Source organism: Cryobacterium sp. Hh11 (assembly GCF_004404045.1).
In the GTDB taxonomy this organism is placed as follows: domain Bacteria; phylum Actinomycetota; class Actinomycetes; order Actinomycetales; family Microbacteriaceae; genus Cryobacterium; species Cryobacterium levicorallinum.
Window position 1 is genome coordinate 150,929 of record NZ_SOHF01000037.1, and the last position, 13,296, is coordinate 164,224.

The following is a 13,296-nucleotide window of genomic DNA, read 5'->3' on the forward strand; positions in this document are numbered from 1 at the left end:
CGGCCCGGAACCAGCCAATCTGCGAGAATCACGTATGGATGCATTGCTCGTCACTCACAGCGTCGGACACGGCGCAGCTGGGGATCTGGACGTATCTCTGCGAATGCTCAAGTACGTCGCGGCGAACCCAGAAACCCCCCGGCTGGTTCGGGTCTACCAGCCGGAGCCGACCGTTGCTTTCAGCCGTCGCGAGAGCTTGCTCCCTGGATTCCCTGCTGCGGTGAGCGCAGCTGCCAGCCATGGATTCACGCCTGTCATACGACCCGCCGGAGGACGAGCGGTTGCGTACGATGAATCATGCCTAGTCGTTGATCTCGTGAACGTTGAAGATGGTGCGTACGGAGGTCTCGATAACGAATCTCATTTCAAGACGGTAGGGAATCAGTTCGCTGATGTCCTGCGAGAGTTGGGAGTGGATGCGCGGGTGGGTCCCGTGCCGGGCGAATACTGCCCCGGAACCTACAGTGTTAATGCCCGCGGCCAGGTAAAGCTCGTGGGGACGGCGCAACGCGTGACACGTGGCGCACGCCTCATGAGTGCCTCAATTCCCGTCGCTGAAACTGGTGCACTCATCGACGTTCTGGTCGCGGTGAACCGTGAGCTCGACTTCGCCTGGAACGAACGCACATTCGGGTCGGTGCTCTCTGAAACGAGCGGAATGACCGCCGGCGATGTAACCGAGTCCATCGTTCGGGCGTTTGCTGGTCATCGGAGCGGCGAAATTCAGTATCACGTCTTAGCGAATCGCCTGGAATCATGATCCACGAATGAATTCAGGGGGCGAAACAGTCGTTGCTTCTGGCGTGGCATTGGTCAGCTTGAAATTTTATTCTTCGTCGCTCGGTAGGTAATCGGCAGAACGCCCACGGGAGCGGGCGACAGCCGATCGCCAGCGTTCTCTGCGTACGAGAGATTGCACTGGGTCCATGCCGGGAAAGAAGACTGAGGTTTCGCGGGGGAGCCGTGCGCATTCGTCGGCGCTCCATAACCCCGACGAGATGCCCGCCAAATGGGCGGCCCCGGTAGCTGAGAGCTCCGCGATATTGCTACGAATGACGTCTCGTTGGCTAAAATCTGCTTGCAGCTGCATGAGCCAATCGTTCTGTGACGGACCTCCATCGGTGAGTACGGTCTCTATTCGTGCACCCAATAGCTGTTCGACGGCCTCGAATAGAGCTTCCGTCTGAAGAGCCACCGATTCGAAGGCTGCACGGGCCAGCTCAGCGGGTTTGGTTCCAAGACCAAACCCACAAATCACAGCAACCGCTTTCTCGTCCCAATAAGGGGCACCCAGGCCTGCAAAAGCAGGTACCAAGTCCACACCCTGGCTCGTGGAAACTGTCTGGGCGATTGCACTCAACTGTCCGGGGCCCATTCCCAGCAACTGACCCAACCATAGGAGCGTGGCGCCGGTGGAAAGAATTGTGCCCTCGAAAGCGTATACCGGATCAGGGGTGGCCCACGCGATGGTGCGCACCAAACCCCTCCCGTCGGCAGGGTCTGGCGCGCCCGGTTGGAGCAATCCCATGACCGAGCTGCCGCTGCCATGCGTCGCCTTGACTTGTCCAGGGCCTCGAACCCCGTGAGCAAAAAGAGCCGCGTGAGAATCGCCCAGTACTGCGTAAATCCGAGTATCCGCAGGCAGCACTGGCACACCCACAATGGGGTCAGTTGGTTCGCTTGATGCCGCGAGACGCGGCATGCACCGGAGAGGAATCTGAAAAAGCTCGAGGAGCTCGAGATCCCAGCTCGCTGACTCGAGATTCAATAGTTGAGTGCGGCTCGCGTTGCCGAGTTCAATCCGATGTTCCCCGGTAAGGGAATGAACAAGCCAGGAGTCCACGGTCCCTACTGCAATACGACCGGCCATCGAAGCGGTTCTATCAGGGTCGATCTGGTCAAGCAGCCATTGGATTTTCAGAGCCGAAAACATGGGGTCAAGCGGGAGCCCTGTCTTGTGGCGCACGATGTCGCCCCAGCCCAGATCCTCGTATTCCGCTACCCGACTTGCTGTTCGACGGTCTTGCCAGCCGAGCATGGGGCCAAGCGCCTTGCCGGTCTCCCGGTCCCAGACAACGGCCGACTCGCGTTGGTTGCTCAAGCCGATTCCGCGAATGTCGACGTCACCATCCAGCCCTGCGAGTGCCGCAGTGATCGAACTAATAACGCTCGACCTTATTTCCTCAGCGTCCTGTTCGACCCAGCCGGGTCGGGCATCTACCCGGGATACCTTGACGGAAGCACGACTAAGGATTCGCCCTTCTCCGTCGACGACGATTGTCTTCGTTGAGCTGGTTCCTTGGTCCACGGCCACAATTGCCGGGAGAACAATCTTGGTGCTGGGTGACATATTGAACACCTATTCATCATTGAATGCAAGTTTCCAAGGCTCACATGACGTGTGCAACTTGTCAAAGATTCGCCGGAAGTGAATTACTTGATTTTGTACAGAGCCCTGGTCTCGTCCGGGGTTGCAATGGGGCGGCCCACCTCACGGGCGATTTCCTGGGCCTGCTGAAGCAGCTCAAGGTTCGTGGGGTTGCGGGCCGGATCGTAGAAGAGTTCCAGTCCAGTCTTAATGTGGCCCCCGAGCTCGATGGCCCTGCGGAGGATCGAGGTGTCGTCGAGTGCCCCTTGGCCCCAGATCGAGATGTACCAGGGGTGCTTGACCTTCGCGTCCTCGATCATCGAGAGGTAGTAATACAAGCTCTCCAGAGTCGGCTTCATGCCGTTCGTTCCGATGGGTTTCGTAGCGGTCAGACCATAGTCTCCGATGAGGTAGAAATCCCACATCGATCCGGGCGTGGAGAGCCCGTTGTTGACATAGTGCATGGCATGCCGGAGGTGCCCTGGTTCGTAGACGCCGAAGACCATGGGGGTATTGTGCTCGCGCAGCATCCTGATTTGGCTGGCAACACGCTCGTAGTTGAAACCGAATTCGGGGCCGATGAGGTAACCATCGGCATCCGTTTCTGTAGCGAAGAGCGTGAGCCCGGTGTCGACACAGGCGATTCGAACGTTTGCGTTCTCGACGAGGAAGGGTACGTGCTGAAGCCCGTTCTCGTCTCCCTTGAGGCGCAGGTTATTACAGGTGGTGGGGTACCAGGTGATGTCGGGATGCTTCTGCAGCACCTTGTCCCAGGTTCGCATGTAGTCCTTGTACGCGTCTTTGCCCATGAGATCAAAACTGGTGTTGTGTGCGTGGATCGCGCCCGCGCCGGCCTCCCAGCACCGAATAGCATCTTCCGCAATTTCATCGTAAGAAATTGGGGTGTTCGGGTTCATTTCTTTCGTGCGGATGCCGTTGATGTGAGACTCGATGATGACCGGATAATCCCAGTTCGGCTTCATATCTGCATATTTGTCGAGGGCAGTGCCCATGGTTCACTTCTCTTTCTCACGAGGGCTGCATGCGCAGCGATTTGATGCCTTCGCAAAGCCGAACAACGACGTTCGGTTCCCGTCCGCAGACTGTAGCGCAGGTGCTGGAGCTCAACTTCGAGTCGACCAGCCTTTCGCCGAACCGCATGAATAGACGAACGAACGCAACTTCTCAGTTGGCACGATTCGTCGCCACATATACCCCGTCGGCATGTAAAGTGAATATACACGCAAATGCTGAATATAAAATCTGACACGTGTCCTGCACTGAACAAGGAGGTTCAAGATTGTCAAATTCTTTTGATGTTCGTCCGTACGAGATCCGTATCCCCGATGCAGATCTTCACGACATGATGGAGCGGCTGAAGCGGACACGCTTTCCGCAAGACTTCGCCAACGACGATTGGCGGTACGGATACAACACCGAGTATCACCGCACTCTTATCGACTACTGGATCAATGAGTATGACTGGCGTGCTGTGGAGCGCCGGATGAACGAGCTGCCACATTTCAAGGTCGACCTGATGGGCGTTCCCCTCCACTTCATCCACGTGCGCGGCAAAGGCCCAAACCCGAAGCCGCTGCTTCTCCACCATGGCTGGCCCTGGACTTTCTGGGACGTTCGCAAAATCATCGAGCCGCTGACCGACCCGGTGAAATTCGGCGGTCAGGAGTGTGATTCGTTCGATGTGGTTCTCATCTCTCTGCCCGGCTACGGGTTCTCCTCGCCACTGACGGAAACGGGGTGGAATTTCTGGAAGACCGCCGATCTCGAGAACGTTCTAATGAAGCAGGTGCTCGGGTACGAGCGCTATGCCACCGCTGGGGGGGACTGGGGGGCGCTGATCGCCCAGCAGCACGGGCACAAGTACGAATCCGACGTCATCGGCGTCTACACGCACTTTCCCGCTCAGTTGTCGCACTACCTCGCGGAGCATCCCGATCAGCCCGAGGGCGTCGAGTACGACCCTGCTCTGGGACTGCCGGCTTCGAGCGAGTACTCGACTGACGAAGCAGGCTGGTTTGAACGCGGCAAGTTGTTCGTCGAGAATGAGAGCGGCTACGGGGAGCTCCAGTTGACGAAGCCACAGACGCTTGCGGCGCTCGTCGCCGACTCCCCGGCCGCCCAGTTGGCGTGGATCACGGAGAAGCGGTATTTTTGGGGCCTCGCGGAACGTGGTAGCGGCACGGAGGCATTCGAGGGTGTCTGGCCTAAGGAAGACTTGATCACGACCGCCGCGGTGTACTTTCTCACGGGAACAGGCGGAACGTCCTCCCGGTATTACTGGGAATGCCGAGGGAACCCGTGGACGCCCAGTCATGACCGGGTCCCCGTCGTGGGAGTGCCGACCGCGGTTTCGATCTACCCGGGCGAGATTTACAAGCCGCCGAAAACCTGGACGGAGAAGTACTTTAACCTCCAGCAGTACCGGGTGCACAGCAGTGGTGGCCACTTCGCGCCTCTGGAGGAACCGGAAATCTACGTGGCCGACGTTCGGGATTTCTTCCGAACTCTGAGCTGACGACCCAGGAAGAGCTCCCCACGTCGGAGCCGAATTGTAACGGTTCGGTTACGTGTGGGGCATTGACCGAAAACTTCTTGCATGTGCACGTCCACTCGCATAATGTCACTATGAATCAATACCGATCTACTGAATAAAAATGCAGTAGAACTAAATATAGGAGTCAAAGATGTCTCTCAAGAACAAACGCGGCGTTCTCCGCCTCGCGGCCTTCGCGGCTGTTGCTGCGCTCGCACTCGCCGGGTGCACGTCGACCGCAGGCGGAGCCGACAAGGCTTCCTCTGGGCCGATTGCTAAGGAGGACCTAGTCCTCGTTGCATCCGTGATCAATACCACCAACCCCTACTTCATCGCCAACATTGAGGGAGCGAAGGCCCTCTCCAAAAAACTGGACATTCCTCTCGAGATCATTGACTCGCAGGGCTCGTCGCAGACTGAAATCTCAAAGATTCAGGCGATTTTGGCGCAGGGCAAGAAGGTCGTGATGTTCGTCAACACCGTGGCGAGCTCGGACGCCCCGACAATCGTGGACGCCGTGGAGCGTGCCGGCGGTTTCGTATCGATCTGGTGGAACAAGCCCGACAACTTCGAGCCCTGGGACTCGGGCGACAACTTTGTGGCCTTTCAGAAGCACGCTGGCGTGGACTCAGGCCGCTGCAACGCGAAGGCAATCGGCGATTCGCTGGGAGGTAAGGGCAACGTGATCATGTTCCCCGGCGTAGAGGACAGCACGACCAGCGCGACGCGTGTCGCCGGCTTCGAAGCCGAGATGCGTGAGAACTACCCCGACATCAAAATTCTCGAGAAGCAGGCTTCGAACTGGGACCCGCAGCTCGCCAACCAGAATTCCAAGGACCTGATCGCGAAGTATGGGGATCAGATCAACGGCGTCTGGAGTGCCGATGACGGCATGCAGCTTGGCGCGATCCAGGCCTTCGAGGACGCGGGTTTGCTGGACAAGGTCAAGTTCGCCTCCGACGGTCTGTACCCCGACACCGTGGAAATGATGAAGAACGGCTACGGCAACAACGCCATTGTCGGGGAAACCTTCCACCGCGGCTACATGGCCTCCGCCATCGGCCTCTACACGGCCTACCTGGCCGCGACCGGAGAGATCGTCCCGTCCGAATTGCCCAAGGAGAAGCGCACGAGTTTCTTCGACATCAAGTGCGTCACGCCCGACACGCTGGACGAATACCTTCAGTACGACGGCCCCGATGCTGCAGCTAACTTCGTTGATGAGCTCATTAAGACTGGCCCGTGGGACACCGAGCCGGCGACTCTCGTCGGCGGCGGCGGACCCGAGGTCCTGCCCACGTCGTAGCATTACGGCCAGCCTGTTCCCGGCCCTCGTCATCAGACGAGGGCCGGGAACAGGCGCATCACCATTATGTGATCGGTATCTGCGAGGAGAATTTTCATGGTTCACAAAGTTTTAGCGGAACAGGGCGCGGGGGGCATCAATACCACCGCGATCAGGATCCGCGAATCCGGTATCGAGCGCCGCGCTCGGTTCCGGGGTCTGGCCGAGCCGCTGAGTCTACTCGTGGCTCTGGCCGTCCTTATCGGTGTTTTTTCCCTGTTTAACGAGCGTTTTCTGACGGCATCCAACTTTCAGAACGTGCTCACCCAGTCCGCAATTCCCTTGATCGTTGCCGTCGGCGCGACCCTGGTCATCCTTCTCGGATCCATCGACCTGTCCGTGGAGGGGGTCATGGGGGCAACCGGAATGACCTGGATCCTCCTCAGCGCCAACTCGCGTGGAGGAGCGGACCTGGGACCATGGGCTTGGGTCATCGCCCTCGGCGTGGCCGTCGTGCTGGGTGTCGCCAGCGGTCTCATTTTCACCGCACTGAAAGTACCCTCCTTTATCGTCACCCTGGGAATGTGGTACGTAGGGCTCGGAATCGCCACAATGCTCTACGGGACCGACCTTCTCCCCCGCCTCGAAGACGAGGCGCTCAGCGGCTGGACTTCGCACATTACCCTCGGGCTACCTAACTCCTTCTGGGTGGCGCTGATCGTTATTGGCCTCGGCATACTCGTTCTACGCAGTACCCGAATCGGCCGGGTAACTCTTGCTATTGGAAACAGCGAGACGATCGTGCGCTCGGCGGGCCTTCCCGCTTTCCGCGTCAAGGTTGCCGTCTTCGCCATTGCCGCTGTGCTCAGTGGCCTCGGCGGAATCCTTGCCACCGTCCAACTCGACATCGGGTCGCCCACCGTAGGCTCCGGTGTGCTCTTCATCGTCATCCCTGCGGTTGTCATCGGAGGTACGCACCTCGGCGGCGGAAAAGGGGGAATCCTGCGCACCGTACTGGGCGTGTTCTTGCTGACGATCCTCAATAATGGACTCATCCTCTCCGGCGTTGAATCGAGCTATCAGTCGGCCGTCACCGGAGTGATCCTGGTCGCGGCAATCGTGTTCGCAGCGTGGTCTCAGCGCGACAGATTGCGGGTGGCAAAGTGAGCGACGTGACGACAACTCCCGCAGTGCTTCACCTGGACGCAGTCTCTAAAAGCTTTGGATCGAATCATGCCGTTCGCGGTGTGTCCCTCAGCATTCGATCGGGTGAGGTCATCGGCCTTATTGGAGAGAACGGCGCTGGCAAGTCCACGCTACTGAAAATACTTTCGGGCAACTATCGGCACGATGAAGGAACAATCGCGGTAAACGGACGGGAAGTCCAGTTCCGCGGACCAGCCGATGCCTTGCGCGCAGGGATTGGGGTCGTGCACCAGGAGCAATCACTGTTCACGAACCTCACCGTCGCCGAAAACATCGAGGTCAACACCCCAATCGGCCGGGGCGGGATCAACCGGTTGGGGCTATACAACTGGCGACGCCTCCACGCGGACGCAGCCAAGGCGCTCGACCTCATCGGATCGCACTTGAATCCGAGAACGCGGGTCAGCGACCTGTCATTCGTTGATCGCCAGATGGTGGAGATCGCACGGGCGATCCGGGTAAGTGCCTCCAGCCACACGACTCCTCTAGTGATCCTCGACGAACCGACCGCGATTCTGGAGAGAACGGAGACCGAAATTCTGGAGAGGGAAATCTCCAAGCTTCGCAACATCGGCTCGGTAATCTTCGTCTCGCACCGACTCGACGAGGTCATGCGTATCTGCGATCGCGTTGTCGTCATGCGCGATGGCGAGTTGATCGCCGACCGACGAGTCGATGACGTGACCGAAGAGGAACTATTCCGGCTCATGGTCGGTCGGGAAACTCATGCCGCCGTTCGAGACCGCCACAGCATTGAGCCGGACAGCAGCCCGGTCATCTCGATCCACGATCTCACGAAGGCAGGCGCCTATAGTGAGGTGTCGATCGATGCCTACCCGGGTCGCATCTTGGCCATTCTGGGTACCAGTGGTTCCGGCCGAGAGTCCGTAGCGCGAGCGATATTCGGGGCAGAGGGCTTCGATTCCGGATCTATCTCGATCGCGGGTTACTCCGGGCACCACTTGTCCATTAAGAAGGCCGTCGCCCTTGGTGTGGGCTACGTTCCCGCGGAGCGCAAGACTGAGGGAATGGTTGGGGAAATGCCGGCGGATCAAAACATCACGCTCACGCATCCAGGTTCCGCCGCCATCGGGCCGTTCGAGCTTCCCCGACGCAGGCTGTCTCTGGCACGTATGTGGTTTGAGAAGCTGGACATCCGGCCTCGGGAGCCCGAGCACATGCTTCAGGACTTTTCTGGCGGTAACCAGCAAAAGGTCGTCCTTGCCAAGTGGTTGAACTCTTCGGACCTGAAGGCGCTCGTACTTGACCACCCGCTCCGAGGCCTCGACCCGGGCGCGGGTGAGACAGTCAAAGCGCAGATCCGGTCGGTATGCGATGACGGAACCGCGATCATCCTCATTCCCGACACGATCGAAGAGGCGCTTGACATCGCCGACGACATCGTGGTGATGCGAGACGGTCGGATCTCAGGCGTCTACGACCTTGGGCACGATAATCCCGCCACTCTGGACCTGCTCGAAAGGATGCTGTGATGTCCAAGACTGACAGCGAGACAACGAAGATCGCCGTGCCTGCCCGCGAAAAGTTGCAGTCTATGAAGCGCATCGGAGGCTGGCATGCGATTGGCCCGATTGTCATTTTCCTTGTGATACTCGCCGTTGTTGCGATCCTCACACCAGCATTCATCGGGAGCGGAGGACTCGCGGTAATCGCGTCGTCGTCGGCCCCCATCCTGTTGCTGGCACTCGGGCAGGCCATGGTGCTCAACGTCGGGTCGATCGACCTGTCGAACGCCGCGATCGGGCTGCTGGGCGCAATTCTTCTTGCACTCACGCTCGGGCCCGTAGCGGGACTATCTCCGATCATCGTGCTCCTGGCCACCACCGCCTTTGGCGCCGTGAACGGTCTGATCCTGGCATACGCGCAGGTTCCGTCCTTCGCGCTGACACTGGGCACGTTGGGAATTTTTCAAGCAGTCGCGCTCGTGGTCAGCGGCCGGACGACCGTCTACGTCGCCAGCAACGGGGAGGGCGTCCACTCGTTGTACGAAAGCGGGATCGCCAATGTGCCGATGACGTTCTGGATGGGCGTCCTGCTTGCGGTCGCTCTCTGGGTGCTTCTGCGGTACACCCGCATCGGCCGTGGAATGACGGCCATCGGAAAGAACGAATCCGCAGCGATCTTCTCCGCGGTGCGAACGCGCGCGCTCAAGGTACTCGCCTTTGCTCTCTCCGGGTTTGCCGCCGGACTCGCCGGCATCGCGATCATCGCGCAGGCGGGGTCAGCGTCACCCACCGGCCTGGGCAGCGACCTGCTGCTGCCCGCCATCGCCGCAGCTCTAATCGGAGGAACGTCGATCTCCGGAGGTGTAGTTAATCCGCTTACAGTGATTTTCGGAGCGCTGACCATTGCCCTTGTTCCCATCGCGACGACCGCGGTCGGCATCGAGGCCCAAGCGCAGAGCCTGGTCTACGGCGCGGTCATCATCGCGGTGGTTGCCCTCACCATGTCGCGCAACAAATCAAGCATTGTTAAGTAATTAACGTAACGAACAAACGCAAGTAACAAACGCAAGTAACAAACGAGAGGGAACACACATGCCCACTGTGGACATTATGGAAGCGACCAACTCTGGCGTGCTTAAAGACCTCGAGCCCCGCGAGGTTTTCCGATTCTTCGAGGTGCTGACGAGTATCCCGCGAGGCTCGGGTAACGAAGAGCAGGTCGCCAACTGGGTTGTGGATTTCGCGCGCTCGTGTGGACTCGAGGCGACGAAGGATGACCTGCACTGCGTGCTCGTGCGCAAGCCCGGTCAGGGCGGCCTTGAGAATGCAGCACCGCTAATCCTGCACGGTCACTTGGATATGGTCTGCGAAAAGGCAGAGGGGGTCGAGTTCGACTTCGTGAAACAACCGCTGAGCCTCGTCGTCGACGGCGAGTACATCTCGGCGGCTGGAACCTCTCTGGGCGCGGACAACGGAATCGGAGTGTCCTACATACTTGCGTTGCTTGAATCAAAGGACATCCCTCATCCGCCGCTGGAGGCAGTCCTCACCGCCATGGAGGAAAAGGGCAAGGTGGGGGCCGGACAATTCAACGTCGGGCAACTTGTTGGGCGCCGCATGATCGATTTTAACTGGATCACGGACGAGGAGATCCTCGCGGGGTGCAGCGGCGACGTGACGTTCACCGTTGATGTCCCCGGTGAGTTTGAGCCAGTGCCTGTTGACTTGACCAGTGCGCGCTCGCTCGAGGTGCGCGGGCTCAACGGCGGTCACTGCGAATTCGACATTCAGCTGGAGCGGGCGAACGCTCTGCAGGTGCTGGCTCGTGCGGTCCACAAATTGGCGGGTGCGCACGAATTGCGCATTAGCAACCCGTTCGGAGGCGCCCAGAACAGTGCGATCCCGGCCGACGCATCCGCTGTCATCGTCTTCGGAGACGCAGACACTGATTCGATCGAGGCCCTCATTGTCGAGCTAGACGGCGAGCTCAAGAGAGAGTACGAGCTTTCTGACCCTGCTATTCGCGTCGAGCTCAAGAGTGCAATACGCCCCGATAGTGCATTTTCACGCGGCGCAGGGCTGCGGCTCATGTCCATTTTGCGCCTCATTCCTCATGGGGTGATCAGTTGGAACCTTCACGTTCCCGGTCGCGTAGAGACGTCGAACAACCTCGGAACGGTGCGGCCGACTCCTGAAGGTGCGCGCGTGATGTCGACGGTCACGTCTGCCCTAACCTCGCGGAAGCACGAGTTGGTCGAGCGAATACAGGCGCTCGTCGCGCTCGCCGCCGGTGGGGTCGTGTTCGAACTCTACGGCCTCGACGCTGCAGAGTTCCCGTATCGTCCTGACTCGGAGCTGCTCGCAGCGGCATCCGAGGCCTATCGTGACGTGCTCGGCAAAGAACCCAACATTGAGGTGTCACAGTGCTCACTCGAGCTGGGCATGTTCAGCAAGCGGGTGCCGGTAGCCGACATCATCTCGATCGGCACTGAGCTTCAAGCCCTGCATTCGTCAGCGGAGCGGGTGAACCACAAGTCCGTGGAGCGCGTCTGGCCGTTGATTAAGAGTGTCGTGTCGCGACTGGGATAGGCACGCGCCGGTAGCGCCGTGGGGCTGTAGCTAGCTGACGTCCTTCTTCCAGCTCACGGCGTCCCGATGACGGTGGCCACGAGCGCGTAGCCGAGCAGCACGAGGCCGCCCTGCCACCAGTCCAGGGGCGCTGCGCCGGCCGGGTTCATAAGCGTGAAGATGCTCGCGCCGACCAGGGCGTCGGAGGCGGCACCGGGGAGAAAGTTGCCGATCTTCGCGGTGACCTCGAGAAAAGAGGCCGCGAGCCGCAGCAGAGGTTCGACGAACTGGGTGAAGGCGAGCACGATCACGATCGAGGCGACCTGATTGGGCACGAGCACGCCGAGACCGACGCCGATCGCGGCCCACAGGCCCATGGCGAGCACCGAACGAGCTGCCAGCAGCCAGGTCTCCGAATCGAGGAGCAGCGCATCCACACCGAAAGCACTCATGACGCCGCCGCCGATACCAACGGATGCCGCCAGCGCGATGAGACCGAATGCCGCGCCGACCAAGAGGAGTGTGACCGTCTTGGCGCCGAGCACAACCCCGCGTCGCGGTGTCGCCAGAAACGTCGGGGTCAGCGTCTGGTGGCGAAATTCGCCGGTGGTCGTGAGGGCACCGATCAGCACCGGAAAGACATAACCGACCGACGATGCGAAGCTGTAGATGATGGGTGGGAGGCTTCCGAAACCGCTCAGGTCGCCGCCGCCGGCATTCACCGTATCGGGGCTGATCACACCGGTCTGAAGCCCGGAGAACAACGCCGCAAGACCGCCGGCCAGCAGTCCGATGTAGCCAAACAGCACGAGGGCGAGTATCCACCAGAGGCGAGTGGTGAAAATCTTGGCGAATTCGGCCGCAATGGACCGCAGGAACGAAGTCATAGTGAGTGGCCTCCGCCGACGAGGGCGAGAAACGAGTCTTCCAGGCCGACTTTCTGCCGATGCAGCACGCTCAGTTCGACCCCGGCTTCGAAGGCGAGGTGGCCGAGCAGGGCCGGGTCGCTGGTTGCCGCGATGAGTCCGGTGCGGCCGGTCGTGAAGGTGATGCCGGCCGCCGTGAGTGCGGTGGCGAGGTTCTCGCGGTCGGGAGAATCCACGATCGTCTGGGCCGCGGCATCCGTGTCGAGGCTCGACAAGGGCCCGAGGTGCACGAGCTCGCCGCGGGCGATGATCACGACGTCGTCGACGCTCTGCTGCACCTCGGAGAGCAGGTGCGAACTGACCAGAACGGTGCGTCCTTCGGCGGCCATGTCGCGTAAAAACCCACGAATCCAGCGGATGCCCTCCGGGTCGAGCCCGTTGATCGGCTCGTCGAGAACCAGTACGCCCGGGTCGCCGAGCAGGGCATAGGCGAGGCCGAGGCGCTGGCGCATGCCGAGCGAGTAACCGCCGACGCGTTGGGCGGCATGGGCGGCGAGGCCCACCTGGGTGAGCACCTCCAGCACCCGGGTGCGCGGCAGTCCGGCTGCGATAGCGTAGACGCCGAGGTGGTCGCGAGCAGAACGACCCGGGTGAAAACTCGCCGCTTCGAGGGCGGCCCCGACCGTTTTAAGCGGATGCGGCAGGTCGCGATAGCGCACGCCGCCGAAGGTGGCCGTTCCGCTGCTCGCGGCGACCAGCCCGAGCAGAATACGCAGGGAAGTGGTCTTTCCGGCGCCGTTCGGTCCGAGAAAACCGGTGACCCGGCCGGGTTCGACCGTGAAAGACAGATCGTTGACCGCGGTGACACCGCCAAAGCGTTTGCTGATGTTCGTGAACTCGATGAGCGCGCCGGTCGGCATCCGACTCCCCTCTGTGCTGCTTCAAGAAATAGTGCTCCCAGCCTATTCCCCGCGTGGCCGTTT

The 13,296-nt window shown here is 60.3% G+C and carries 11 protein-coding genes; 7 read left to right on the top strand and 4 right to left on the bottom strand.

All coding sequences use genetic code 11. The features are described 5' to 3' along the window. Positions 1–34 precede the first annotated feature (34 nt). Positions 35–760 carry a lipoate--protein ligase family protein gene (locus tag E3T46_RS16730; protein ID WP_134477661.1) on the top strand — a complete coding sequence of 242 codons (726 nt, stop codon included), beginning with the start codon at positions 35–37 and terminating at the stop codon, positions 758–760. 66 nt (positions 761–826) lie between these two features. Here E3T46_RS16730 and E3T46_RS16735 read toward each other — a convergent pair whose 3' ends face one another. Both E3T46_RS16735 and E3T46_RS16740 read right to left on the bottom strand, forming a co-directional pair. Then, entirely contained in the window at positions 827–2,350 is a 1,524-nt protein-coding gene (locus E3T46_RS16735; protein WP_134579410.1) for an FGGY family carbohydrate kinase, read from the bottom strand. 83 nt (positions 2,351–2,433) lie between these two features. Next, positions 2,434–3,381, bottom strand: a complete 948-nt coding sequence (locus E3T46_RS16740) for a 3-keto-5-aminohexanoate cleavage protein (RefSeq protein WP_134579411.1) — start codon at positions 3,379–3,381, stop codon at positions 2,434–2,436. 257 nt (positions 3,382–3,638) lie between these two features. On the opposite strand from E3T46_RS16740, the gene E3T46_RS16745 reads away from it, so the two are divergent. The 6 genes from E3T46_RS16745 to pepD all read left to right on the top strand — a co-directional run bounded on the left by E3T46_RS16745 (position 3,639) and on the right by pepD (position 11,468). Next, positions 3,639–4,904 (top strand): epoxide hydrolase family protein, encoded by a 1,266-nt coding sequence (locus E3T46_RS16745; protein ID WP_166790317.1) that lies wholly within the window; start codon positions 3,639–3,641, stop codon positions 4,902–4,904. 169 nt (positions 4,905–5,073) lie between these two features. Further along, positions 5,074–6,228 carry a sugar ABC transporter substrate-binding protein gene (locus E3T46_RS16750; RefSeq protein WP_134579413.1) on the top strand — a complete coding sequence of 385 codons (1,155 nt, stop codon included), beginning with the start codon at positions 5,074–5,076 and terminating at the stop codon, positions 6,226–6,228. Positions 6,229–6,324: 96 nt separating this feature from the next. Continuing rightward, entirely contained in the window at positions 6,325–7,374 is a 1,050-nt protein-coding gene (locus E3T46_RS16755; RefSeq protein ID WP_092448161.1) for an ABC transporter permease, read from the top strand. Positions 7,375–7,454: 80 nt separating this feature from the next. After that, positions 7,455–8,906: a sugar ABC transporter ATP-binding protein gene (locus E3T46_RS16760; protein ID WP_206751490.1), complete on the top strand. Its 1,452-nt coding sequence runs from the start codon at positions 7,455–7,457 to the stop codon at positions 8,904–8,906. Next, positions 8,906–9,913 carry an ABC transporter permease gene (locus E3T46_RS16765; RefSeq protein ID WP_134579415.1) on the top strand — a complete coding sequence of 336 codons (1,008 nt, stop codon included), beginning with the start codon at positions 8,906–8,908 and terminating at the stop codon, positions 9,911–9,913. Before E3T46_RS16760 ends, E3T46_RS16765 begins: the two co-directional genes overlap by 1 nt. A 58-nt stretch (positions 9,914–9,971) precedes the next feature. Beyond that, positions 9,972–11,468: a beta-Ala-His dipeptidase gene (gene pepD, locus E3T46_RS16770; protein WP_134579416.1), complete on the top strand. Its 1,497-nt coding sequence runs from the start codon at positions 9,972–9,974 to the stop codon at positions 11,466–11,468. Positions 11,469–11,521: 53 nt separating this feature from the next. Here pepD and E3T46_RS16775 read toward each other — a convergent pair whose 3' ends face one another. Beyond that, positions 11,522–12,334: an ABC transporter permease gene (locus tag E3T46_RS16775; protein WP_134579417.1), complete on the bottom strand. Its 813-nt coding sequence runs from the start codon at positions 12,332–12,334 to the stop codon at positions 11,522–11,524. After that, positions 12,331–13,233, bottom strand: a complete 903-nt coding sequence (locus E3T46_RS16780; RefSeq protein WP_134442768.1) for an ATP-binding cassette domain-containing protein — start codon at positions 13,231–13,233, stop codon at positions 12,331–12,333. The genes E3T46_RS16775 and E3T46_RS16780 overlap by 4 nt, the downstream gene beginning before the upstream one ends. Positions 13,234–13,296: the final 63 nt, after the last annotated feature.

Excerpts from the sequence above, each read along its gene's own strand:
- E3T46_RS16730 (WP_134477661.1), top strand. The coding sequence starts at position 35 with ATGGATGCATTGCTCGTCACTCACAGCGTCGGACACGGCGCAGCTGGG.
- E3T46_RS16735 (WP_134579410.1), bottom strand. The coding sequence starts at position 2,350 with ATGTCACCCAGCACCAAGATTGTTCTCCCGGCAATTGTGGCCGTGGAC.
- E3T46_RS16740 (WP_134579411.1), bottom strand. The coding sequence starts at position 3,381 with ATGGGCACTGCCCTCGACAAATATGCAGATATGAAGCCGAACTGGGAT.
- E3T46_RS16750 (WP_134579413.1), top strand. The coding sequence starts at position 5,074 with ATGTCTCTCAAGAACAAACGCGGCGTTCTCCGCCTCGCGGCCTTCGCG.
- E3T46_RS16755 (WP_092448161.1), top strand. The coding sequence starts at position 6,325 with ATGGTTCACAAAGTTTTAGCGGAACAGGGCGCGGGGGGCATCAATACC.
- E3T46_RS16765 (WP_134579415.1), top strand. The coding sequence starts at position 8,906 with ATGTCCAAGACTGACAGCGAGACAACGAAGATCGCCGTGCCTGCCCGC.
- pepD (WP_134579416.1), top strand. The coding sequence starts at position 9,972 with ATGCCCACTGTGGACATTATGGAAGCGACCAACTCTGGCGTGCTTAAA.
- E3T46_RS16775 (WP_134579417.1), bottom strand. The coding sequence starts at position 12,334 with ATGACTTCGTTCCTGCGGTCCATTGCGGCCGAATTCGCCAAGATTTTC.
- E3T46_RS16780 (WP_134442768.1), bottom strand. The coding sequence starts at position 13,233 with ATGCCGACCGGCGCGCTCATCGAGTTCACGAACATCAGCAAACGCTTT.